Below are 24059 nucleotides of genomic sequence, written 5' to 3'. Positions count from 1 at the left end.
AAGAGTAATAGTCCGCTTATTTCAAAAATTGAAAAATATTTTTAAACAACAAGTTTTAACTGCTCCATTTCCGGTTTCTGTTCACTCTGATACTGATCGTAATACTGTACGATCCGCTCACTCAGAATGGTGTTCCTTGTCCCGCTGTCATCCGTATGGATTGCCTGACAGACTGCAGCCCATTCCCCTACCAGATAAACCTTGCTTTTCGCTCTGGTCACTCCGGTATAGAGAATATTGCGCTTCAGCATCATATAAAAGGCTTTTACCCAAGGGATGATGACAACCGGACATTCGGAACCCTGTGCCTTATGGATGGTTGTTGCGTTAGCATGTTCGATCATTTCCATCTGGTCAGCTTCATATTGCACCTGCCGCCCATCCGGGAATCCGATCACTGCCCTGGCATTTCCATCCTCATCCGTGATACAGTCCAGTATCCTGCCCAGATCGCCGTTACTCGCCATCTCGGTATTTTTATTCTGTAAAATCTTATCGCCAACCCGGAACACCTGACTGCCGATATGCAGTTCCTTCTTCCCTGCGATTGGCGGATTTACAAAATCCTCCAGAGATTTGTTCAATTCATCCACTCCGGCAGCACTGCGTTTCCGATACGGAGTCAGGATCTGTACCTGATCCATGCCGTTTTTTGCAATCTCGTCCAGATAAATCCTCCGGACAATCTCTGCCGCTTCATCTGCTCCTTTACAGGCAATGAACTGAAAATCCTCCCCAAAGCTCAGATTAGTCTTATTCTCCTGCATCAGTTTTGCATTATAAGGTATGCTGCTCAAAGCGCCCTGCCGGTAAACCAGATCCAGTACCGTGACCGGAATCAGCCCGCAGGCAATCAGTTGCCGGAACACATCCCCGGCTCCTACGGATGGAAGCTGGTTCTTATCCCCGACTAAAAGGACTCTGGCATGTCTGCTAACCCGCCGGAAAAATTCATAGGCAAGATGCATGTCCACCATGGACACCTCATCTACATTTAGAAATCCAGCAGACAGGTACTCAAAATCCGGTTCAAAATCCGTATCATCTCCCAAAAGCCCCAGGGCCAGATGCATCGTGGATGCATTTTCACAGCCGGTACTCTCCACCATACGTCTTGCCGCACGTCCGGTCGGAGCCATAAGCTGTACCTCTGACCTGCATAACGCCTGATGGATATAGAGAATCACCTTGAGAACCGTTGTCTTTCCGGTTCCGGGACCTCCGGTAATAATACTGATGGGATGTGCAAACACCATCCGCACTGCCTGTTTCTGTGTTTCTGACAGCGTGATCCCCAGTGTCTTCTGTGCCTTTTCCAGCTCCGGTTCAATGGACAGCAAAACCGGCTTCTCCAAAAGCCGTCTGGCTATCATGGAAGCGGTCTGTGTTTCTTCTTCATACTGCCGGATAGAATAGATCCGTTCTTCCTCCACAACAATGCTTTTTTGCAGCACCAGCCGGTAAAGCACCTGACTGACATCCTGCTCCGATACTGCCATGACCTGCAGATCCCGGTTCAGCATTTCCAGTGCTTCCCTGATAACCTCCTGACGCTGCTTAAACAGATGTCCTTCTTTCATTGCCTGATTCATGATATGTCCGATGCACCCGGATATCCGCATGGGATCATTGAGTGCACAGCAGCACTGTCTTCCGATCGCATCCACAGTCAGAAACCCAAAGCCTTTGACTGCACTCAGCATGTAAGGGCGGTGCCGGATAATATCCACCGATTCATTTCCGAATTTCTTCAGAATCATATTCACTTTTTTGGGTGTTACCTTAAAAGGCGCCAGAAACGTCATCAGTTCCCGGAACACCTGGTTTTTTCCATAGGACTCCACAATAGCAGCCAGCTTCTTCTCGGAAATTCCACGGATCTTCAAGAGTTCCTGCGGGTTGTTTTCCATGATTTCCAGTGTCTGAAGCCCAAACTTCCGGAAAATAGTATCTGCCATCTTGGGACCGATACCTTTGATTGCACCGGAAGAAAGGTATCCTAAGATACCCTCCTTTGTCCGTGGTACAACCTCCATGAAATTTTCCACCTGATACTGAGTTCCATGCTCTCCGCTCTCCCATCTGCCTTCCATCTCAAGCTCAATCTCGTCTGTAAGCGGAAGACCGAATCCAATCGCTGAGAAGCCGATGATATTCCGGGATGCCAGATATTTGTCTCTGGCTGACAGGGGGACAGACGTATCCTGTGTGGTGAATATGGCAATCGTATACCCATTCTCCTCATTCTGGAAAATCTTATGTTTAAATCTGCACCTCATTGTTTATATCCCTCCAGCTTTTTATCCGCATCCGTTCATTTGGTTTTCTCATTACGCCGCCTCCTTCTTAATTCGGAAAGTACGGCTCTCCGTTGTTTTTGTATATTCCTCATAGATATCCGGATGCTGGTTTTTCAGCTTCTCCATCTGGTCTTTCCCAACCGAAGTACGTCTGGTCGGATTATAGGTAATACGGTAACGGTTCGTACCGTCCTCCAGCACTGCCTTGCAGCCCTGCCCCAGCTGTTCCACAAAAGGAACACTGATTGCCCGCTGTTCTGCTTCGATTTCCTTTTTCCGTTTTTCCAACTGTGACTTTTCCTCCGAAAGGGTAAGATACTTCTCAAGATTTTTTGATTCCAGACCGGAAAGCACAATTTCCGGAATAGATTTGTCTGCAAAACCACCATAATTACGGATATTTGCCAGAACCAGATCGGAATTCCCGTTATGCGGCGGTACTACATTTTTCAATACATGTTCCTGCCAGAAATACGTTTCCTGATCAATGATGTCTTCTTCCTCAATCAGATCACGCTCAATGGTGCGATACACAAACTCATTCTCGTTATTTCCATACAGGCATGCGATAAAGGCTTTCTGCATATTCATCACAGACAGATAATGCCTTACCTGCAGCACATAATGAGCTGGAATACCCTCATCAGCCCACTTATCTTTCGCATTATAATTGCAGGTTTTACATTCCAGAATCGCAAATGTCCCATCCGGCATACGAACAAAAAAATCCACATCTGCAAGCATGAACGGATATAATGGATGCCGGAACATGACACGTACCGGAAATACTTCCAGTCCGGTCTTTTTGGAAAAGATTTCTGCCACCAGATCTTCCAGCCGGTGTCCGACTTCCTTGGCAACCCAGTTGCTTTCCTCTTCCTCCTGAATGACCGGCTGCACACCTGTTTTGTTGTAAAACAGATCCCGGATAGTGGCAAATGGAGAGATCCCCATGATTGCCGCTACATCACTGCCGCCGATTCCTTTTTTGCGGTATTCCAACCAGTCTTCTCTTGACAGGTTACTGATATCCACAACCTTTTCCGGTGTATACTCTGCTTTGTTATTCATTCCAATTCCTCCTAACATTTGACTGCTCCATAAACGTCATATTTTTTCCAGTCTTTTATAAGCGCCTTCGTAATATCCTCCTCCAGCTTCAGGATGCCCTGTCCGGACATTCCTTCACAGGCTGCAAAAAAGGAGGCTTCATTCATGGCATAATAAAGATCATGTGCCGTACAGGCACCTTCCCCGTTCTGGGATACAAATAGCTCCACCACCTCATTCCGGATCTTCTGTTTAATGCCAAGTTCCTTCATCAGCAGCTTCAGGCAGTTCACCGGATTACGGATCTCAATGTCCATAAGCTGAGTAAGATTCTTCATCGCATCCACATAGCGGGCGCATACCTGCTCCAGATTTTTCCGGAAGTCCAGAATCGTTGCCCCTTTATCGTGAGCCAGCTTGATTGGACTTCCCAGACTGATAACGCCGTTTGGTCCGTCTGTCAAAAGCATCGGATACAGATTTGCACCGCTCGCTGCCACGTCAGATGTGGTAAAACGAAGTGCCGGTGACAGGATCTTCTCATCCATTCCGTGTGCATCCAGTGCTTTTCGGTAAGTATCCAGAAGTTCCTGACTTCCTCCGAGCTTCCACATGGCAGATACAATGGAATGGTCATAGATACCAGAGCCCTCCATGTAAACACTGCCTTTGAAATTCAGATTCAGATATTCGCAGGTTGTCTCAAACATGGCTTTCATATCAAGGATGCAATAATCATGTTTATCCCCGCCATGTACTGCGGAAACCTTTCCGTCCGCAATCTTAATCAGGGCATCCCCTTTTGCAACCCGCAGGCAGTAATTGACTACCTTCGCATATGTTGCCTTATCCAGCTTGCGAAGCCCGTCTCCATTGACACCTGCGCGGCTTAAAATGGTGCGGATGGCACAGTCACGTACCGGATAGGATTCTCCTCTCATTTTCAGTACAAGCTGCGTATTCTTCTCTGTATCCTCCAAAATTTCTTCCATGGATGCATCTGCCGCATCCAGATTTTGAGCCTCCTTTTCCAGTGGTGCCAGCCGTAACGTATTCGTTGGCTTTCTGATCCATTTGGCATTTCTTCCTCTCTCTGCCAGAAACTCCAGCAGATCTTTTACTTCTGCAAAGGATCTCTCAAATCCATCTGCATACACTCTTGCTTCATTCATGTTCTTATTCCACCTTTCTTAAAATAATATTTATCCATCAACAGCCGAAGCTGGTTGTGGCATGCAACTATGCCGAAACCTAAATGTAAGCACAAAAAAAGAATGAAAAGAGAGTCTTTTCTCTGTTCATTCTTAAAAGTCTGGTTTCTTCCTGAAAAAACAAAAGTGCCACGCAGCCAAAAAAGGCATACCGTGACACTCACTACAAACATAAACTACTTATGCCAGGAATCAGCTCCTGCTGTTTCCTGTAAGTTTGGAGATTCTTATGAATCCCGAAACTCCCCAAAAAGGGTGTGCATAAAATAAACTATATCAGTATACTAGCACAAGATATTCCTCATGTCAATTCAGGCTTATACTATATATGGTGTTTATATTTGTTCAAAATACTACATCTATTTTTCTACTACGAATTCAATCTTCTCTTTCAGATACTCCCGGCAGCCAAACCGAACCGTTCCACACTGCTTTGACTCCTCTTTCGCCTTTTCATTACAGCAGTCCAAGTAGGGACAATCGTTACATTGATTCCGCAGTGCTTCCTTCGCCCATTCAATTTCCTGCTCATTTCCTATAATCCGCACAGACATCCACTTCCTTTGCTATCATCATACCCCAAAATCCATTTTCTATCATCCATAATTTCTTTTTTGTATCATTTTAGTAAATTACGGTTATATTACGGAATAATCACTATATTTCAAATATATCTCTATTTTATTCCGTAATTTGCTGTAAGTAAATAGTTTAAAATGTGGAAGAGAGGTGTAAATGTATGGATAAAAACTTTATTGGAGAACGCATCAGCGAACTGCGTTTAAAGAAAAATGTATCTGAATATCAGATGAGTCTGGATCTTGGCAAAAATAAAAGCTACATCCAGTCCCTCACTTCCGGACGTTCTCTGCCTACCATGCAGAGCTTTCTGGATATCTGTGACTATCTGGAAGTCACTCCTCAACAGTTCTTCGATTCAGAGCTGCACAATCTTCCTCTGATTGACAAAGCAACTGATCTGATGAAACAACTCGATGATGAGGATATGCTTGCGCTCATTTCCATGCTGAATCGTCTGGCTCTAAAACGCAAATAGATTTCCGTAGCTGCCAAATCAAGGCAGCTTTTATTTTTATCATTTTTTCTCAAAATTTTTCAATCTTAAAGAAAAGCCCCCTATTCCTTAATTGAATGGGTAATATATCCATTCGCCGTACCTTGAAAACAAAAGAAATCTTTCGGGAGATTGATATAGGTGACTGCAGATAGTTTGCATCTTCGCACGCCTGCAGCTTAATAGTTACAAAGTAACACCGTTTTACGTGGCCGGAGCGGGCATAGGAACTGGCTTCTGAAAGAATAACATAGACTTTTGGGATTTTAGCTTATAGCGCTTTTATTAGAGAACTTTTACTCAAAATTTGATATAATAATAGACAGGTATCAAGTTGATTCCCTGTCTATGGAAAGGAGATTCATGATAACTGTAACAAAAAGGGATTTGATTGAATTAGGCTACGGTCCTTCCTTTGCTGCTGATATTATCAAAAAAGCAAAGGAACTTATGGTAGAAAAGGGGCATACCTATTATCAATCCAGAAAATTAGACAGGGTTCCAAAAGAAGCCGTTGAAGAATTATTAGGGATTACTTTGCCCGATAAGCAAGAATGATCGTGCTTTTTGCATTTTAGTAAGGAGTGAAATCATGGCAAAAGATCCAATTAAAAAAGCAGAAAACGGCACTTATTATTTTCGAGCCAACCTCGGATATCATCCTGTAACCGGAAAACAGATTCAAAAATACCGCAGCGGATTCTCAACAAAAAAAGAAGCCCGTGCCGAGTATTCCAAATTGATTCTTGCATCAACGGAAGAATTAGCTGATAAGAAGGAAGACATTACCTTCAAAAAGTTTATTGAAGAAATCTATCTTCCGTGGTACAAAACTCAGGTGAAAGAAAGTACCTACAAGAATCGTTACTCGACCATTCAAAAACACTTTGCCTATTTCTACAAGAAGAAAGTGTCCGAAATAGAAGCGATAAATGTACAGACCTGGCAGCTCAAGTTGGCAAAACAATTCAGTCCAAACTATGTACGCATTGTTCAGGGAATGTTATGTTTAGCTTTTGACCGGGCGATTATCCTCGGACTTGCAAAGAAGAATCCTGCCCGCATGATCGGCAATATCAAATCTAAAAAAGTAAAGATCGACTTCTGGACTTTGGAGGAGTTTCAGAAGGTAATATCCCTGCTGTACAAAGGTGACTACTACGAGCACTATCTCTTCATCTCGTTCTGGCTTTTATTTATGACTGGAATGCGTATTGGAGAGGCTGCCGCCTTACAGTGGGATGATATTGATTTTGAAACAGGTATGCTGATTATTAGTAAAACACTGTACTATAAAACAATGAATGACTACAAATTCGTTGAACCTAAGACGCAGGCAAGCAACCGTACCATTTATATTGATGCTGATACCATCAAGGAATTACAAGAATGGAAGGCGGTCCAGGCAAAGGTTTTACCAAATTGTGGATTCGTACTGAGTTATAACAGTACACCCACCAGCAAAACAACGCTTCCAAGAGCATTAGAGAAATTGGCAAATTTAGCTGGTGTCCACAGAATCAAAATTCATGCCCTGAGACATTCGCATGCTTCCCTGCTTATCAGCATGGGCGAAAATCCACTGCTGATTAAAGAGCGTCTTGGACATGAAAAAATACAGACGACACTAGGAACTTATGGTCATCTGTATCCAAACACCAATATTGAGATTGCAAAGAAGCTGACCGGGGTTCTCAGCTACCAGTCAGCTTCTCAAAGTATTGCTAATTATACCAGTAATCAGCATACTGCAATGTATCACAAAGAAATATAAAAATGCAATGATAATGCAATTTCAAACACCCAAAGCCGCAAAGCCCCGTGGTTACGGGCTTTGTAGCCCAGCGTCAACTATTCAAACTCAATCGTTGCCGGTGGTTTCCCCGTGCAATCGTACATTACTCTATTTACATGCTTCACTTCATTTACAATTCTGCTGGTTGTTCTTCCGATGACATCCCACGGAATCTCAGCGCTTTCTGCAGTCATGAAATCTGTGGTGGTTACTGCACGCAGTGCGATGGCGTAGTCGTATGTTCTTTCATCACCCATAACACCTACGGAACGCATGTTGGTCAGAGCTGCGAAATACTGGTTTACTTCTTTGTCCAGACCGGCTTTGGCGATTTCTTCGCGCCAGATGGCGTCTGCGTCCTGTACCATCTGTACTTTTTCTGCGGTTACATCGCCGATGATACGGATACCAAGTCCTGGACCCGGGAATGGCTGACGGAATACCAGGTAATCCGGGATGCCGAGTTCCAGACCGGCTTTTCTTACTTCATCTTTGAACAGGTCACGCAGAGGCTCGATGATCTCTTTGAAATCTACGTGCTCCGGCAGACCGCCTACGTTGTGGTGGGATTTGATCACGGTGGATTCTCCGCCAACGCCGCTTTCTACAACATCCGGATAAATGGTTCCCTGTACCAGGAAGTCCACAGCACCGATTTTCTTTGCTTCTTCCTCAAATACACGGATAAACTCTTCACCGATGATTTTTCTCTTTGCTTCCGGTTCTTCCACACCTTTCAGTTTCTCATAGAAACGTTCCTGTGCGTTGACACGAATAAAATTCAGGTTATAATTTCCGTCCGGTCCGAAGACTGCTTCTACTTCATCGCCTTCGTTCTTTCTCAGAAGACCGTGGTCTACGAATACACAGGTCAGTTGATCGCCGACTGCTTTGGATAACAGAACGGCTGCTACAGAAGAATCCACACCGCCGGACAGTGCGCACAGCACTTTACCGTCGCCGACTTTTTCACGGATGGCTTTGATAGATTCCTCTACGAAGGAATCCATTTTCCAGCTGCCGGCACAACCACATACGTTAAATACGAAATTTGCCAGCATCTGTTTTCCTTCTTTTGTATGAAGAACTTCCGGATGGAACTGAGTTGCATACAGTTTCTTTTCTACATTTTCCACTGCTGCTACCGGACAGTCCGGTGTATGAGCAATGATCTTGAATCCAGGCGCTGCCTGCTCGATATAATCGTTATGACTCATCCAGCAGATGGTCTTTTCGGATACATTTTCAAATAATGCAGAAGACTGATCTACGGTTACTTCGATCTTACCATATTCGCGAACCGGCGCTTTGCATACCTTTCCGCCCAGCTGGTGCATCATCAGCTGAGAACCGTAGCAGATACCGAGAACCGGGATACCCAGATCATAGATTTCTTTTGCATAAGAAGGAGAATCCTCCAGATATACACTGTTTGGACCGCCGGTGAAAATAATTCCCTTCGGCTCCATAGCTTTGATTTTTTCCAAATCGGTTTTGTAAGAATAAATTTCACAGTATACATTACACTCACGTACACGTCGTGCAATTAACTGATTGTACTGTCCACCAAAATCGAGTACGATTACGGTTTCTCTCTTCATGAATGTCTCCTCCTGATTTTCTGATATCCATTGTTTCTTCCCCGGACTCTGCCGGAGTTCTGTATTTTATATCCCTTTATCTCTAAAGTACCCTATATTATAAAGTACCCTCCGCCTTTTGACAAGTCCCATGTTCTTTCCACCAGGCAAGCAATTTCTCTTTTTCATTCATTTCCGGCTGATCCAGCACCACTTCCAACAGTTCCTGAAGAACGGCTCCCATCTGCGGTCCCGGTTTCATTCCTTCTGCGATCAAATCCCTGCCGGTCACTGCCAGTGTTTTCAGCGACACACACTGGTGTTTTTCCATGATCTCATGGTAAAGTTTTTCCACACCGTCGATCCGCGCCAGCTTCTCCTCTCTCAGATACATGCTCTGCGCCAGGTTATCCGCCCGCTGTACCTTCAAAAACAGCGGAAACAGATCTTCTCCCACTTTGTGGATCGCCCGCCGGACCGCTTTTTCTTCCGGTGCCGGTCGATAATCGTGCCAGTAGATCAGATGTGTCACCTGTGCGATCGTATCGTTATCAAACTTCAGTCTGCGAAGAATCTTTTTCGCGATTTCTTTTCCCGCCGGACCATGCCCTTTAAAATGATCCACACCGTTTGCATCGGTCGTCCGCATACTTGCTTTTCCAATATCGTGAAGCAGCATCGTCAGACGCAGGATCCGGTCTTTTTCCGTCAGGCTCAGCGCCTTTAATGTATGTTCCCCCACATTGTACATGTGATGCGGGGTATTTTGCGGCGTTTCCATGATCGCATCGAACTCCGGCATGATGATCCGTGTGATGCTAAGATCATACACACTTCTCCACATCTCCGGACGATCCGACATCAATAGTTTCACTGTCTCCGTCTGGATCCGCTCCGCACTAATCTTTGAAAGCGTCGATGCCAGTTCCACAATTGCCTTTTTGGTATTTTCTTCAATCTCAAATCCAAGCTGCGCTGCAAACCGTACCGCCCGAAGGATCCTCAGTGCATCTTCACCGAACCGCTGCCACGGATCTCCCACACAGCGGATGATTTTTCTTTGCAGATCATTCATCCCGCCAAATTCATCAATCAGCCCACGATCTTTGCTGTAAGCCATGGCATTGATCGTAAAATCGCGGCGTTTCAGGTCTTCGGTCAGATTTGAGGTAAACTGCACCTCTTTCGGGTGTCTGCCATCCTCGTATTCCCCGTCGATCCGGTATGTGGTCACTTCGTAACCGACGCCATGTACCATAACCGTCACGGTTCCATGCTGAAGACCGGTATCCACGGTTTTGGGAAATAATTCCTTCACCTGATAAGGAGTGGCAGATGTGGTTATGTCCCAGTCATCCGGCGTTCTGTTCAACACCGAATCCCGGACACAGCCACCCACTGCAAATCCCTCATACCCATGCGCCTGAAGCACATCAATAATCATGTTTACTGCTGCCGGTAACTGTAACCGCATTCTATCCACTCCTTTTCTGTTTCATGCTATTCGTTCTGAACACCGATAACAGCCGAATGCCTTTATTGATGTTCCCACACTTTTTCTTTTAGTATGCTCTGCCCCAGTATACCATTTTTGTCGCCGGTTTTCCACAGCATACACAGGTATCTGCCAGATGTTCCTGGTTAAATGGGATACAACGGGAAGTTGCTGCTGTATCTTCTTTGATCTTGTCCTCACATGCCTGATCGCCGCACCACATAGCTTTGATAAATCCAGGTTTTTCGTTGATGGTCTTTACAAACTCTTCGTAGGTGGTTGCTGTATAGGTATGTGCATCTCTGTGTGCTCTTGCTCTCTCCAGCATATCTGCCTGAATCGTATCCAGGATTTCTGTTACTTTCTCAGCCAGTTCCGGTAAAGCGACAACAATCTTTTCACCGGTATCTCTTCTTGCAACAACTGCCTGATTTGCCTCGATATCCTTCGGTCCACACTCGATACGAACCGGGATACCACGCATCTCCTGCTCAGCGAATTTGAATCCCGGGCTCTTGTCGGTAGCATCTGTTTTCACACGGATACCTGCTGCTTTCAGTGCAGCTTCCAGTTCAGCGGCTTTTTCCAGAACGCCTTCTTTTCTCTGCTGGATCGGGATAATCATTGCCTGTACCGGTGCGATTCTCGGCGGCAGTTTCAGTCCGCTGTCATCGCCGTGTACCATGATCAGCGCACCGATCATACGGGTTGTCATACCCCAGGATGTCTGATGTACATACTGTAATTTATTTTCTTTGTCTGTATACTGGATGCCGAATGCCTTTGCAAATCCATCGCCAAAGTTATGGCTGGTACCGGACTGCAGGGCTTTTCCGTCATGCATCAGGGATTCGATGGTGTAAGTAGCTTCTGCACCTGCAAATTTTTCTTTGTCTGTCTTTCTTCCTTTGATAACCGGGATTGCCAGTACCTGCTCGCAGAAATCTGCATACAGATTCAGCATCTGGATGGTTCTCTCTTCTGCTTCCTCAGCCGTTGCATGTGCGGTATGTCCTTCCTGCCACAGAAATTCTCTGGAACGCAGGAACGGACGGGTTGTCTTCTCCCAGCGCATAACGGAACACCACTGGTTATATACTTTCGGCAGATCTCTGTGGGACTGGATCTCTTTTGCATAGAAATCACAGAACAGGGTCTCGGAAGTCGGACGGATGCACAGACGCTCCTGCAGCGGTTCGAGTCCGCCGTGTGTTACCCATGCAACTTCCGGTGCAAATCCTTCTACGTGGTCTTTTTCTTTCTGCAGAAGGCTTTCCGGAATCAGCATTGGCATATACACATTTTCTACACCTGTCTCTTTGAATCTTCTGTCCAGTTCATGCTGGATATTTTCCCAGATCGCATAACCTGCCGGTTTGATCGCCATACATCCTTTTACACTGGTGTAATCAATCAGATCTGCTTTTTTTACTACATCGGTATACCACTGTGCGAAATCCTCTTCCATGGAAGTGATCGCTTCTACCATTTTTTTGTCTTTTGCCATCTTTATTTCCTCCATTTTTGTTCTCACGTACTCTCGGAATCTTTCTGTGCCTGATTTTGCGAGATAATTTTTGTCAGTTGTATCCGAGAGTACATTTCTCTATCTCCAGGGGATTCCAGATCAAAATAAGCACCTGATCCCCAAAAAGGGACCAGATGCTTATCCGGCGGTACCACCCTAATTAACAGCCCGAAGACTGCTCACTTTCTTTCACTCTTTTTTAACGCCAAAGTCGCGGTCTGCTTATTCACAGACAGCTCCGGGGCCGGTTCCACACGTTCCGCACAGAAATCTTCCACCATTGATTTCCTCTCTGTTGATTGTCTCCTGTGTACTATTCCCTTCATCGCCTTTTTATTTTATTGCTGATAGGATTTTATCGGAAACTCCCTGATTTGTCAAGGGGTTGCTATCCGACTCTCTCTTATTTTGTTCCGAAAATTCTGTCTCCGGCATCCCCAAGACCCGGTACGATATAGCCGTGATCGTTCAGATGATCATCCAGTGCACCGATGTAGATATCCACATCCGGGTGTACTTCCTGCAGTTTCTTCACACCTTCCGGTGCTGCGATGATACACATGAAACGGATATTTTTTACACCTTTCTGTTTCAGCATGGTGATCGCTGCTTCTGCAGATCCACCGGTTGCCAGCATCGGGTCAACGACAAAGATATCACGCTCAGAACTGTCTGCCGGAAGTTTGCAGTAATATTCTACCGGTACCAGAGTTTCCGGATCACGGTACAGACCGATATGTCCTACTTTTGCAGCCGGGATCATTGCCAGCATACCTTCTACCATTCCCAGACCTGCACGGAGGATCGGCACTACAGCCAGTTTCTTTCCTGCCAGTTCTTTTGCAGTCATTTTTGTGATCGGAGTTTCGATCTCCACATCTTCCAGTTTCAGATCTCTGGTCGCCTCATAGCACATCAGCATGGCAATCTCACCGATCATTTCTCTGAATTCCTTGCTGCTTGTCTCTGTTCTTCTGATAATTCCGATTTTATGCTGAATCAACGGGTGATCCATAACTACTACTTTTGACATTTGTTCTCCTTCCTGCTGTTCCCAGCATGTCACTCTTTTGTTATTTTGTAGCGCGGCTCCAGTTTCCATTCATCGCTAGAGCGTGTCTGAAAAAGGCTTTTCGTGAGCTGCGAGTCCCAGTTTGTGGGAGATTTTATCCGAATAAGGGCGGCGTAGCGGGCTACGTCAACCGAATGAGGGTAAAATATACCGCAAAGTGGGGCTCGCAGATTGCGGAAATGATTTTTCAGACACGCTCTACGGCTGTTACCTTTTTCAGTCTTTTTTATTCTCCATCTGCCGGCTCCTCGATCAGTTTGATTCTGCGGATGTGGCGCTCATCGTTGGAAAACGGGGTATCCAGGAATGTCTCAACGATCTTGATTGCAAGTCCCGGTCCTACAACTCTGCCACCGAGTGCCAGTACGTTCGCATCGTTGTGTTCTCTGGTTGCCTGTGCACAGAAGCAATCGGTACATAATGCGGCACGGATTCCCGGTACTTTGTTGGCTGCAATCGAGATACCGATTCCGGTTCCGCAAATCAGGATTCCTTTCTCACACTCGCCGTCTACGATGGCGTGTGCTACCTTTCTTGCATAGATTGGATAATCTACAGAATCTGTGCTGTCGCATCCGTAATCGCGGTACTCCAGTCCTCTGCTGTCCAGGTATGCCTCGATCTCTTTCTTCAGTTCATATCCGCCATGGTCACAACCAATTGCTATCATGTTACAGTTCCTCCTCTTCGTTTAACCTTGTTACTAGTTTTCTCATTAATAATTCCAGCTCCGTATAACACTGACTGTATACCGTCAGGGGCTGACCGTGCAGGGACGGGATATCTCCGCTCTCCCCCACGTATTCCTTTACTGTATAGACATGGGGTGCATTCTCATACGTCTCCCAGATCAGCGATTTCTGTTTATCCTCCATCGTCAGGATCAGGACATCGTTGTTGATATCTTCCTGCTCTAACTGCATGGCAATATGACTCGGCTGGGGATATCCATTGCTGGTCAACACTGCCTCCGCTTTCGGATTCAGCGGTTCCGGAAATAATACCACCATTCCCCTCGACTCGATCGTCAGCGGATTGGTAAGAAATTTTCTCTTCAGTATCATCTCCGCCATCGGTGCCCTGCAATTATCATTGGTATCTACAAAAATCAGTTTTTTATACCGTATTACCATAGTTCATCCTCATACCAGAATCTTTTTCTGACCTGCCGCCTTCATCAGACGGTTCATGATCGCCTGTCCCATCTGTGGCGTATCAAAAGCTTCTGAATAAATATAAGTCACTCCACAGTCGTCAAATTCCCGCAGCACAGCGAACAGATGTCTCGCAATACTCTCCTCATCTGCCCTTGTTCCGATGCATTTTACAATTCCTTCCGGATAAGCCTGCATGCTCTCCTCAGTGGCGATCACGCCTACTTTTTCTCCGGCTTTGATCTTTTCATCCACCAGTGCACAGATTTTCTCCTGCACAGCCTCCGGAGATCCTTCCACTACCGTCAGATCCGCTTTCGGGGCATAATGGCGGTATTTCATTCCCGGAGCTTTCGGTTTGACTTTACTGTCTGCCTGGATCAGTCCCCGGTCCATCTGTACCTGACCGATCACCCTGCTTACCATCTCCTGATTGATATATCCCGGACGCAGAATCGTCGGGATCTCTTCTGTAAAATCCACGATCGTTGATTCCAGACCGATCCCAACCGGACCGCCATCCAGAACCATATCGATCTTTCCGTCCAGATCTTCTTCCACATGGGAAGCCATCGTCGGACTCGGGCGTCCCGATGTGTTGGCGCTCGGCGCGGCCACATAGCTGCCGCCTGCCCGGATCAGTGCCTGTGCCAGCGGATGATCCGGCATACGCACTGCCACCGTATCCATTCCTCCGGTTGTCTCATAAGGCACAATATCACTTTTCTCAAAAATCATCGTCAACGGTCCCGGCCAGTAGACAGAAGCCAGCTTCTTTGCACTCTCCGGTACCTCTTTTACTATTTTTGCCAGATCTTCCATATCTGCGATATGAATGATCAGCGGATTATCCGAAGGCCGTCCTTTTGCCTGATAGATCTTGGCAGATGCCTGCGGATCCAGTCCGTTTCCTCCAAGTCCATATACCGTCTCTGTAGGAAATGCTACCAGACCGCCCTGTTTCAGAATCTCTCCGGCTTCCCGGATGCCTTCCATATCCAGCTGTTGCGGATTCATACGAATCACTTTTGTTTTCATTTTCTTTCACCTTATTTCCTCACATCTGATAACAGTATACTAGAGTAACGTGCGATGGGCAAGTGTAAATTTATCACATGGTTTCTCATTCATCTATGATTCTGCGCTGCCTTTACTTTTCTCTGTCAAACTGTCCAGATATTCCAACGTCCCGCTGCAGATCGCCTTTGCCACTTTTTTTTGGTATTTCTCGTCTGTCAGAAGGCTGGCTTCCCGGTCGTTGCTCAAAAAACCACATTCCACGATCACAAGCGTCGCTTCTGTTTTTTTGAGCATATAGTAGGTCTTGTTCCCCTTTGCCTGTCTGTGATTGGTTTTATCCAGTCCTTCCACGAGATGTCTCTGTAAAATTTCCGCCAGTTTTTTCCCCTCCACGGAATCCTCATAATAAAAGACCTGTGCCCCGTGGATCGCCTCCTCCGGATAACTGTTCTGATGGATGCTCAGCACACAGTCCGGCTGAAGCTCCCGGACCAACTCACAACGTCTTTTCAGATCTTGTACCTTGCTGTTTCCTCCGGTTCCATCCGAGAGATCCGTATCCGTTTCTCTCGTCATATAAACCTGTACCCCATTCTTTTCCAGCTGCTTTTTGAGCCGGTTTGCGATCTGTAAATTGATATCTTTTTCCTTTTCCTGATGAATCCCGATCTTTCCCGGATCACTGCCACCGTGTCCGCTGTCGATCAGTACCACACCTCTGCTCTCCCCCGCACCTGCGCCTGTAAGTCTTGCTCCCGTCCTTGCCAGCCAGAACACACCGATCAGGAGCAACAATGTCATTCCCAGTTCCCATATTTTCTTTTTCAACGTAAAAACTCCCGGAGCATATTTACTAAAAATATATGCCCGGGAGTCTGCTTCAAGTCCTCTGTTTTTCCGTCTTCCTAGAGCGTGTCTGAAAAAGGCTTTTCGTGAGCTGCGAGTCTCAGTTTGTGGGAGATTTTATCCGAATGAGGGCGGCGTAGCGGGCTACGGCAACCGAATGAGGGTAAAATATACCGCAAAGTGGGGCTTGCAGATTGCGGAAATGATTTTTCAGACACGCTCTAGCGGTTCACTCTCTGTTTCAGTTCTTCCTCGGAAAAATCTTCCTCTTCTTCGTCAAGGTCATCCCCGTATTCCGGATCGTCTGTCTTCCGGTTTCTCTGTGCAGCCGCTGATGCTGTTTTCCCGCCATCGTTCTTTCTGTCTTCGTCCTCCAGTTCCTGCATGGTCTCCGGCATTGCGCTGACGATCTTGTGTACCTCTTTATAAGAAGCCATAAAACGGATCTGCGCCTGATTGATCAGTTCCACGATCTCATTCATCTCGTCCTGTACGGCAATGTATTTTCTCTTGCCTTCTGCAAGCTTCATATCCACTTCCGCCTGCACAGCCTCCAGACATTTCTCCGCTTCTTTCTTCGCCTCATCCATCAGGGTATCTCTGGTAGCGATTGCTTCCGTAACGATCTGATCTGCTGCTTTTTTTGCATTCTGCGTCATGCTTTCTGTCTGCTGTGTCGCATCGCTGATCAGTTTTTCCGCTTTCTCATTTGCCGCATTGGTGATTTTTTCCGCTCTCTCCTCGGATTCCAGCACCAGTCCGCCGATCAGATCATAGCGATCGATATATTTCTGATATTTTTCACTGATCTGGCGCTCCAGTTTCTCTTTCTGTCTCTGCTTTTCCCGGATTTTTTCCTCCATCTTTGCGAGTTCTTCTTTATGCGCCTCTCTCTGTTTTTGCAGCGCTTCCTCTTTCTCTCTGTCCTTCTCTTCCAGCTGCTTTTTCAGATCCTCAATTACTTTTTCCTGATCTTTTTTTTCTTTGATCAGTTTACTCTTTTCTGCATACGCCGCATCCTTCATCTCGCGGACCTGATGTAATACATCATCTTTATCAAAGCCGCCCATTAACGTCGTTTTAAATTTTTCTTCTGCCATGTCTTTATCCTTTCCCTTCTTGTCTATACTCCTTTTACTGCAAATACTGCGCGATCACCGGCCATACCGATGCCCGCTCAAATCCCAGTTTCCACTCTGCCACTCCGGCGAGCTGGTTTTCCTGAATCAGTTTCATTTTCTCCCCGATGGACTGCTCATCTTCCACCCAGATCGTATAGATGCCATCCTCGGCTTCCACACTTGCCACATTCTGTCCGACTTCGTCATCCCAGTAGGTATCCATACCGTGTTCACTGATATAATTTGCCGCACCGTCCATACCAAGCACTTCACTTGTCAGATTACCTGCACCAAACGGCTGGATCCAGACTCTGGTATAAAACGGAATCGCATTGATCACTTTCTGTGCCGGCACTTCCTTCAATGTATCTTCAATACCGGCTTTTACAAATCCAAGAGAAGACACCGAACCTGCCTCCGTACTTCCCGCATAATGCTCATCGTATCCCATGATGATCACATAGTCCGCAACAATTCCCTGTTCCGTTCTGTCATAATGCCTGCTGTAAGTCGGAACCGGGTCATCGATGGAAAATACAAGTCCCTGGTTCCGGCAGGCAATCGAGAGTTCTCTTACAAACTGAATGTAATGCGGTGCCTGTTCTTCTGTAATGGACTCAAAATCCAGATTGATACCGTCCATTCCCACAGCTGCCGCCTGTTCCATCAGCTGTTGAATAATATTTGCCCGTGCCGCTGTACTTGACAGGAATGTCAGGTTATCCGTAGCACTGTTAAAATTATCGATCAGTCCCCACACTTCCATTCCCATCTCATGTGCCTGTTTTACATAATCAGCACTTGCCAGAGAAGAGATCGTACCGTTATTGTCCGTCACGGAAAACCAGGTCGGGGAAATCGTATTGACCCCCTGTGCATCCGCCACCATCTGTGCCAGCGTTGCATTACCGTCCATGCTTGTCACCTGATGGAACGCAAGATTGATCTTGTAATCTTTGCTGATACTGGTATATTCCGGCGCAGTGCTTGCATGCAGTTCCGTATCATCCACCGGATCAGACAGCACTTCTTTTTTGATATAGCCACTGTAACCATCTGCCGTGGAAACCTTACTCCAGTTGTCCATCTCTTCCTGCAGATACAGCGTATCATCTTTTTTCACTTTGGTGACAATCGAACTCTTGATGCCGCCCTTCTGGCGGATCTCACTGTTTTTCTGTACGGTCACCAGCTGCAGATCATTCCATTTTGTGCGAATCACCACACGCGCCGGATCCTCATAGACAGTATAATCCATATCCGTATACTGCTTCACAAATTCCAGATCCAGATAGAAGCTGTCCCCGATCTGTTTTAAGATCACATAATCCGTGGACTGCGTACCGGACGAAGTCACATACTGTGTGCTCTCCGGTGTAATCTGAAATTCTTCCGTCGGCAGCGTATACAGCATCACCTGCTGCTGGCTGTCCCAGTAAAATCTGCTGTTAATATATGTACCAACGACAGAATCTTCCACATAATATCTTCCGTCAACAATTTTCACTTTTGCATCTTCCAGCTCATGATTCACCACCAGACCGACTTCATCATCTCCGGTGAGCTGAAAATATGTTTTTCCATCTATCGTCTTTCCGGATGGAGTATACTTCTTAATAAATATAGAAAGAATCCCCACACAGATCACCAAAAAAATCAATACGACCACCAGAACAACCGGTGTTATTTTTTTCTTCATGTCTGATAACCTCCTACTGCATCCCATTATAACAACAGAATGTTTTCCCGTCATCTTTTTTTGACATATTTTTTTGTTTTTTTCTGTGCACCTGGCGCTCAACCGGAATCAAAATTGGTCCACTGGACCAATTATTGATATGCAATGCAACAACAAGCCACAGTCGAAAGAACCTGAACTCTTCCGCTGTGGCTTCTTTTCTGTGTAGAACAGCCTTCTGCATGCAAGGGAGGGAACCCTGTGATCTTTTGATTTATATCTGCTGTTCTACAGTTTCCTCTTTTCCTTTACGATTTCTGTGGATAACCATCTTCTTTCTTCACCGCATCAAACTCCAGTCTGAGCAGTCTTCCCTCAGGATCCGGGACATAATCTCTCATATAGGAGACATCCTCCGCGATCTTATGGGCTTTCCAGATCTCCTTTGGACTGCTCGGTTCTCCGTCCAGCCACAGCGGAATTCCCTGCGCCTGATAGGCATCCAGTTCCTTACGGAAATCGTCTTTTTGCTTCTTTTCATTTTTCATAGTTTCATTTTCCTTTGTTCATATTTTCTTTTGTGATATATAGATCCTTTCTTAAGTGCACAGCACCATTATTTTTTGAAAAGATGACACTCGTCCCAGCAATTAAACTTAATCACATTCATTTGTTACACTTGGGGAAATACGAAATTATACGTCTTATGAATTGAGTAGAATTATAAATAGTTGAAACGTTTTTGATATGATATAGATTTTCAAAACAGTGGCCGGCCTCACATCCTTTCTCGGAACCGTGCCACCTTTTCTGTCCTTTATTATACCTGATTTTTATCGTAATGCAAGAAAAACATTACAATTTTATCGGAAATTTATTAACTTTTTATAATATATTATGTATTCTCTCTGATTTTTCTTTTATTTTTCGATATTTTTATACATTTCATCTTATAAAAGGTTTGTAAACCATAAGATTTTAATCCTTTACATCCGGTTTGCATATAGTATATAATAAAAGTGATTCTATATACCTGTCTTTCAGACAGGATCAATGGTTGATAGTAAGGATGTGATATCTGTGAAAATAGAAAAAATTAATGATACTCAGATTCGCTGCACACTGACCAGCGAAGATCTGGCAGACCGCCAGTTAAAATTAAGCGAGCTGGCTTACGGATCCGAAAAGGCAAAAGATCTTTTCCGTGACATGATGCTTCAGGCACAGGATCAGTTTGGATTTGAAGCGGATAACGTTCCTTTGATGATCGAAGCGATCCCGATCACACCGGACAGCATCGTACTGATCATCACAAAAGTGGAAGATCCGGAAGAACTCGACACCCGTTTTTCCAAGTTCGCACCTGGTGCAGATGATGCGGCTCCTTCTCAGACCGAGGAACCGTCCGTTGCAGGCGCGGATGATATTTTGGATCTCTTCCAGAAGTTATGTGAAGGCCGTCTCAAAAAGTCATCGGCTTCTTCTGCGAAAAAGAAAGAGGATGTTTCCTCTGACAGAAAAACAAAGATTCAGCCGGAAGGCGAAGAGACACACGCTGACGGAGAAACAGAGGAAAATAATACCGCACAGACCCGTCCGGATCTGACCCGTATCTTCACGTTCTCCAGTCTGGATACTGTCATCCGGGCGGCCGCCGCTCTGAACGGCTGGTACACCGGAGTAAATACACTCTACAAAGACCGCGAAACTGCTTATGTGCTGATTCTTCATCAGACCGGCATGACTCCGGAGAACTTTAACAGAGTCTGCAACATGCTCTCCGAATATGGTACCGGCAAAGCCTGCACCGCAGCAACGGAGGCTTACCTCAAAGAGCACGTGGAAGTTCTGGTAGCTGATCAGGCATTACAGCAGCTGTTATTGTTGAATGTGTAATTTTCTAATATGAAATGTAACAAAAAAGAAACGGCAGGAAGAATCTTACGATCCTGTCGTTTCTTTTTTGTTACATTTCATATTCATCATTGATCCAGTGGACCAATTTTGATTTTCTTTCTTCCTTACTGTGCCAGATAATCGTTAATCTGATCTACCAGCAGGTCTGCGTCCAGTCCGTGAACCATTGCTGCTTCTTCCAGAGTCTCTCCCTGAGCTGACGGGCAGCCGATGCAGTGCATGCCGGCGCGCATTAAAATTACGATGATATTCTGATCGATCGCTACCAGATCGGCAATAATCATATCTTTGGAAATTTTTCTCATCTTTTTATCTCCTTTCCTGTGATACGCACATTATAATACCATTTTTCCCCGGAAGCAACTGTTGTATTAGTGACTTCGTCACAACTAATTTTTGTTCGTTTTTGATGTATCAAAAAATCATACAAACAACTCGGATTGTATGTAAATTTGTACTTGTAATCCGCCACCACTTATATTAGAATGAGCATATAGCCGAGAGAGCATCGGCAATATACGAAAAGGAGGATTTGTATTATGGCATATGTAATTTCTGACGAATGTGTAGCATGTGGAACATGCGCTGGTGAATGTCCAGTAGAAGCTATCAGCGAAGGTGATGGAAAATATGTTATCGATGCTGATACTTGTGTAGAATGTGGTACCTGTGCAGGTGTCTGTCCTACAGAAGCTATCGTTGAAGAATAATTATTATTTTTGAATATAATTATTTCCGCGCGGAAAAGGAGCTGTACACGGTTTCGTGTGCAGCTCCTTTTTTTACTTTTTCTTCTTGCGGTTCTCCTGTGTGGCAGCGACCATTTTTCTGGACTGCTGATGCCGCCGGATCGCTTCATCCAGTCTGCGGTATCGCCCCTCTTTTCGCTCCTTCAGTTCAATATCGTGAATCAGGCGTTCCATAATGACCTGAAAACGTTCTTCTTTTGTCAGCCGGTCGGATTTTCTTTCCTGCTTTTCTTCTCTTTTATCGGAAGGCTGCTCTGGCAGAAACTTCTGCGGGGTGACGATCTTCACCTGGATCCGTTCTGTCGGATATCCCGTCTCTCGCTGTGTGGAAACCGCCTCACCGGATATCCCCGTCTCTTTTACAGAAGGGGGCTGTTCTCCCTCATGAATTTTCTCTTTGATCGTCCTTAACTGCAAGCCTTCTTTTTTCAGTTCCTTGATCTTCTGAAATATCTCTAGATCTTTGTCGGTATAGTACCGATGTCCCATCTCATTCCGCTTGATGGACAATCCCAGTTCTTCCTCCCAGTAACGCAGTACATGAGGTTCTACCTGAACCAGTTTTGCCGTCTCGGAAATCAGGTATCTGGTTTCTTTCATAATACAAGTACCTCCTGCACTCATTATAGAGCATGCAGGAGGTACTTTACAAGAAAATCTCTTCGCCTTCTTTAGTCCTTTTTCGCGTTGACGAACCGCGTGTATTCCGGCATCCATACCAGGTTTACCGTACCAATCGGGCCGTTTCGCTGTTTGGCTATGATGATTTCCGCCATATTTTTATTTTCTGTATCTTTATTATAGTAGTCATCACGATAGATGAACATAACCACATCGGCATCCTGCTCGATGGCTCCCGATTCTCGAAGGTCGGAAAGCATCGGACGCTTGTCGTCTCGTTTTTCTACCGCACGGCTCAGCTGCGACAGGGCAACTACCGGAACATTCAGCTCTCTGGCTACTCCCTTCAGTGCACGGGAGATATCGGAAATCTCCTGCTGACGGGAATCACCGCCACGGCCGCTGCCGGACATCAACTGTAAGTAGTCGATGATGATAATGTCAAGTCCCTGTTCCAGCTTGAACTTTCTGCATTTGGAACGCAGTTCCGAGATCGAGATACCCGGTGTATCATCGATGATCAGGCGGGAATTGCCGATCACACCGGCTCCCTCAATCAGCTTCGCCCAGTCTTCATCTTCCAGACTTCCGGTACGGATCTTCTGCGAATCCACTTTCGATTCCAGAGAGAACAGACGGTTTACCAGCTGTTCCTTACTCATCTCCAGGGAAAAGATCGCTACGGATTTGTCCTTTCGAAATGCCATGTACTGTGCCATATTCAGGACGAATGCTGTCTTACCCATAGAAGGACGGGCTGCCACCAGAATAAAATCCGAAGGCTGCAAACCGGAAGTTTTATAGTCCAGATCCACAAAACCCGTCGGGATTCCTGTTACCGTTCCCTTCGTCTGAGAAGCCTTTTCAATCGTCTCCAATGCATTTAACACGACCTGCCGGATCGGAACATAATCACCGCCGGTACGGGTCTGCAACAGCTGAAATAACTGCTTTTCCGTATCCTCCATGATCTCTTCCACCGGTTCCTTATCCAGATAACAGGTATTGGCGATATCTTCGTTCATCTTGATCAGCCGGCGAAGCATCGCTTTTTCCCTGACGATTTTTGCATAATGTCCCACATTCGCCGAAGTCGGTACCGCTGTCAGCAGATCTTTGGCAAATTCCATGCTGCTGATCTCCGGCGGAACATCTTTTTCCTTTAATTTTTCCGGAAGTGTGACAAAATCCACCGGTTTTCCTTCGTTATATAATTCCACCATGGAATCAAAAACGATTCCCATCTGCTGTCGATAGAATTCATCCCCGTTCAGGATCTCGGAAGCGATCATGATTGCCTCACGGTTCATCATCATACAACCGATGACAGAGCGCTCCGCATCATCGCTGTGGGGCAGAATTCGTTTAATCAGTTCTTCTTCCACGGAAGAATTCCTCCTATGCTTCTTTTACTACAACCTTCAGTTCACCGGTTACCTTCGGATGTAACTTGATCGGCACCATGGTTGTTCCCAGTTCTTTGATCGGAGCAGACAGCTGCAATTTCTTTTTGTCCAGTTCATAACCCAGCTGTGCTTTTGCTGCTTCTGCGATCTCTTTTGCAGAGATAGAGCCGAAGGTTCTTCCGCCCTCTCCTACTTTGATTCCTACATCCACCTGTTTGTCTTTCAGTTCTTCTGCAAATGCTTTTGCAGCATCCAGATTTTCCTGTGCCACTTTATCTTCATGTGCTTTCTGCAGTTTCAGATCGTTCATATTCTTTCCGGTAGCTTCCACACCCAGTTTTTTCGGAAGCAGAAGATTTCTTGCATATCCGTCACTTACATTGACAATCTGTCCTTTTTTTCCAAGACTTTTTACATCTTCAAGCAAAATAACTTTCATCT

The 24059-nt window shown here is 45.6% G+C and carries 24 protein-coding genes, 3 pseudogenes and 1 other annotated feature; of the genes and pseudogenes, 7 read left to right on the top strand and 20 right to left on the bottom strand.

The features are described 5' to 3' along the window. Nucleotides 1–41: 41 nt before the first annotated feature. The 4 genes from recD2 to ETP43_RS02105 form a co-directional block, all read right to left on the bottom strand. Nucleotides 42–2279 (bottom strand): SF1B family DNA helicase RecD2, encoded by a 2238-nt coding sequence (gene recD2, locus ETP43_RS02125; protein ID WP_005333356.1) that lies wholly within the window; start codon nucleotides 2277–2279, stop codon nucleotides 42–44. Between the two features lie 51 nt (nucleotides 2280–2330). Beyond that, a complete protein-coding gene (locus ETP43_RS02120; RefSeq protein ID WP_005333354.1) occupies nucleotides 2331–3389 on the bottom strand; it encodes a YqaJ viral recombinase family nuclease in 1059 nt (352 codons plus the stop codon). Next, nucleotides 3383–4522, bottom strand: coding sequence for a hypothetical protein (locus tag ETP43_RS02115; RefSeq protein ID WP_005333353.1), 1140 nt, complete (start codon nucleotides 4520–4522; stop codon nucleotides 3383–3385). The genes ETP43_RS02120 and ETP43_RS02115 overlap by 7 nt, the downstream gene beginning before the upstream one ends. A 398-nt stretch (nucleotides 4523–4920) precedes the next feature. Further along, nucleotides 4921–5109 carry a 2-ketoisovalerate ferredoxin oxidoreductase gene (locus ETP43_RS02105; protein ID WP_425458801.1) on the bottom strand — a complete coding sequence of 63 codons (189 nt, stop codon included), beginning with the start codon at nucleotides 5107–5109 and terminating at the stop codon, nucleotides 4921–4923. 191 nt (nucleotides 5110–5300) lie between these two features. On the opposite strand from ETP43_RS02105, the gene ETP43_RS02100 reads away from it, so the two are divergent. The 3 genes from ETP43_RS02100 to ETP43_RS02090 all read left to right on the top strand — a co-directional run bounded on the left by ETP43_RS02100 (nucleotide 5301) and on the right by ETP43_RS02090 (nucleotide 7410). Continuing rightward, the gene (locus tag ETP43_RS02100; RefSeq protein ID WP_005333350.1) at nucleotides 5301–5618 is read left to right on the top strand and encodes a helix-turn-helix domain-containing protein; all 318 of its coding nucleotides are present in this window, start codon (nucleotides 5301–5303) and stop codon (nucleotides 5616–5618) included. A 381-nt stretch (nucleotides 5619–5999) separates the two neighbouring features. Continuing rightward, complete coding sequence (locus ETP43_RS02095; RefSeq protein ID WP_005333349.1) at nucleotides 6000–6194, top strand: DUF3173 domain-containing protein; 195 nt, start codon at nucleotides 6000–6002, stop codon at nucleotides 6192–6194. A 34-nt stretch (nucleotides 6195–6228) separates the two neighbouring features. Next, nucleotides 6229–7410 (top strand): site-specific integrase, encoded by a 1182-nt coding sequence (locus ETP43_RS02090; RefSeq protein ID WP_005333347.1) that lies wholly within the window; start codon nucleotides 6229–6231, stop codon nucleotides 7408–7410. Between the two features lie 77 nt (nucleotides 7411–7487). On the opposite strand, the gene guaA is transcribed toward ETP43_RS02090, so the two are convergent. From guaA to upp, 4 genes are all read right to left on the bottom strand, one after another. Continuing rightward, complete coding sequence (gene guaA, locus ETP43_RS02085) at nucleotides 7488–9032, bottom strand: glutamine-hydrolyzing GMP synthase (RefSeq protein ID WP_106491233.1); 1545 nt, start codon at nucleotides 9030–9032, stop codon at nucleotides 7488–7490. Nucleotides 9033–9129: 97 nt separating this feature from the next. Then, entirely contained in the window at nucleotides 9130–10485 is a 1356-nt protein-coding gene (locus ETP43_RS02080; RefSeq protein ID WP_129256947.1) for a CCA tRNA nucleotidyltransferase, read from the bottom strand. 88 nt (nucleotides 10486–10573) lie between these two features. After that, entirely contained in the window at nucleotides 10574–12013 is a 1440-nt protein-coding gene (gene proS / locus ETP43_RS02075; protein ID WP_118634902.1) for a proline--tRNA ligase, read from the bottom strand. Between the two features lie 143 nt (nucleotides 12014–12156). Continuing rightward, nucleotides 12157–12369: a binding site (T-box leader), on the bottom strand. Between the two features lie 68 nt (nucleotides 12370–12437). Then, a complete protein-coding gene (gene upp / locus ETP43_RS02070) occupies nucleotides 12438–13067 on the bottom strand; it encodes a uracil phosphoribosyltransferase (protein WP_022399015.1) in 630 nt (209 codons plus the stop codon). Nucleotides 13068–13093: 26 nt separating this feature from the next. Between upp and ETP43_RS18205 the strand changes: the two are divergent. Further along, a pseudogene (locus ETP43_RS18205) lies at nucleotides 13094–13255 on the top strand (DUF6783 domain-containing protein); the annotation flags it as partial. On the opposite strand, the pseudogene ETP43_RS18200 reads toward ETP43_RS18205, so the two are convergent. The 5 genes and pseudogenes from ETP43_RS18200 to ETP43_RS02045 all read right to left on the bottom strand — a co-directional run. Beyond that, nucleotides 13193–13336 (bottom strand): annotated as a pseudogene (locus ETP43_RS18200) (DUF6783 domain-containing protein); the annotation flags it as partial. The pseudogenes ETP43_RS18205 and ETP43_RS18200 overlap by 63 nt on opposite strands. Further along, nucleotides 13333–13776, bottom strand: coding sequence for a ribose 5-phosphate isomerase B (gene rpiB / locus ETP43_RS02060; RefSeq protein WP_022399016.1), 444 nt, complete (start codon nucleotides 13774–13776; stop codon nucleotides 13333–13335). The gene rpiB and the pseudogene ETP43_RS18200, both read right to left, overlap by 4 nt. 1 nt (nucleotide 13777) lies before the next feature. After that, nucleotides 13778–14239: an arsenate reductase/protein-tyrosine-phosphatase family protein gene (locus tag ETP43_RS02055; RefSeq protein WP_022399017.1), complete on the bottom strand. Its 462-nt coding sequence runs from the start codon at nucleotides 14237–14239 to the stop codon at nucleotides 13778–13780. A 9-nt stretch (nucleotides 14240–14248) separates the two neighbouring features. Further along, entirely contained in the window at nucleotides 14249–15298 is a 1050-nt protein-coding gene (locus ETP43_RS02050; protein ID WP_129256946.1) for an L-threonylcarbamoyladenylate synthase, read from the bottom strand. 93 nt (nucleotides 15299–15391) lie between these two features. Continuing rightward, complete coding sequence (locus ETP43_RS02045; RefSeq protein ID WP_243114156.1) at nucleotides 15392–16108, bottom strand: N-acetylmuramoyl-L-alanine amidase; 717 nt, start codon at nucleotides 16106–16108, stop codon at nucleotides 15392–15394. Here ETP43_RS02045 and ETP43_RS18195 point away from each other — a divergent pair. After that, nucleotides 15999–16292, top strand: a pseudogene (locus tag ETP43_RS18195) (DUF6783 domain-containing protein); the annotation flags it as partial. The gene ETP43_RS02045 and the pseudogene ETP43_RS18195 sit on opposite strands and share 110 nt — an antisense overlap. Nucleotides 16293–16347: 55 nt before the next feature. Here the strand turns inward: ETP43_RS18195 and ETP43_RS02040 are convergent. The 3 genes from ETP43_RS02040 to ETP43_RS02030 form a co-directional block, all read right to left on the bottom strand. Further along, nucleotides 16348–17226, bottom strand: a complete 879-nt coding sequence (locus ETP43_RS02040; RefSeq protein ID WP_129256945.1) for a hypothetical protein — start codon at nucleotides 17224–17226, stop codon at nucleotides 16348–16350. 34 nt (nucleotides 17227–17260) lie between these two features. Beyond that, the gene (locus ETP43_RS02035) at nucleotides 17261–18946 is read right to left on the bottom strand and encodes a glycosyl hydrolase family 18 protein (RefSeq protein ID WP_129256944.1); all 1686 of its coding nucleotides are present in this window, start codon (nucleotides 18944–18946) and stop codon (nucleotides 17261–17263) included. 287 nt (nucleotides 18947–19233) lie between these two features. After that, the gene (locus ETP43_RS02030; protein ID WP_022399022.1) at nucleotides 19234–19473 is read right to left on the bottom strand and encodes a hypothetical protein; all 240 of its coding nucleotides are present in this window, start codon (nucleotides 19471–19473) and stop codon (nucleotides 19234–19236) included. 532 nt (nucleotides 19474–20005) lie between these two features. Between ETP43_RS02030 and ETP43_RS02025 the strand changes: the two genes are divergently transcribed. Then, entirely contained in the window at nucleotides 20006–20821 is an 816-nt protein-coding gene (locus ETP43_RS02025; RefSeq protein WP_129256943.1) for an adaptor protein MecA, read from the top strand. A gap of 125 nt (nucleotides 20822–20946) precedes the next feature. On the opposite strand, the gene ETP43_RS02020 is transcribed toward ETP43_RS02025, so the two are convergent. Then, complete coding sequence (locus ETP43_RS02020) at nucleotides 20947–21147, bottom strand: DUF1858 domain-containing protein (protein WP_022399024.1); 201 nt, start codon at nucleotides 21145–21147, stop codon at nucleotides 20947–20949. Nucleotides 21148–21381: 234 nt separating this feature from the next. On the opposite strand from ETP43_RS02020, the gene ETP43_RS02015 reads away from it, so the two are divergent. Further along, the gene (locus ETP43_RS02015) at nucleotides 21382–21552 is read left to right on the top strand and encodes a DUF362 domain-containing protein (RefSeq protein ID WP_022171222.1); all 171 of its coding nucleotides are present in this window, start codon (nucleotides 21382–21384) and stop codon (nucleotides 21550–21552) included. A 72-nt stretch (nucleotides 21553–21624) separates the two neighbouring features. Here ETP43_RS02015 and ETP43_RS02010 read toward each other — a convergent pair whose 3' ends face one another. From ETP43_RS02010 to rplI, 3 genes are all read right to left on the bottom strand, one after another. After that, the gene (locus tag ETP43_RS02010) at nucleotides 21625–22191 is read right to left on the bottom strand and encodes a helix-turn-helix domain-containing protein (RefSeq protein ID WP_164979572.1); all 567 of its coding nucleotides are present in this window, start codon (nucleotides 22189–22191) and stop codon (nucleotides 21625–21627) included. A gap of 71 nt (nucleotides 22192–22262) precedes the next feature. Next, complete coding sequence (gene dnaB, locus ETP43_RS02005) at nucleotides 22263–23597, bottom strand: replicative DNA helicase (protein WP_022399026.1); 1335 nt, start codon at nucleotides 23595–23597, stop codon at nucleotides 22263–22265. Between the two features lie 13 nt (nucleotides 23598–23610). After that, on the bottom strand, nucleotides 23611–24057 hold the full coding sequence (gene rplI, locus ETP43_RS02000; RefSeq protein WP_129256941.1) for a 50S ribosomal protein L9: 447 nt from the start codon (nucleotides 24055–24057) through the stop codon (nucleotides 23611–23613). Between the last annotated feature and the right edge of the window lie 2 nt (nucleotides 24058–24059).

The sequence above is a fragment of the Blautia faecicola genome (genome assembly GCF_004123145.1).
GTDB classification, from domain to species: Bacteria; Bacillota; Clostridia; order Lachnospirales; family Lachnospiraceae; genus Oliverpabstia; species Oliverpabstia faecicola.
The sequence above is the reverse complement of the archived record's forward strand: the minus strand, read 5'-3'. Positions and strand labels throughout refer to the sequence as shown.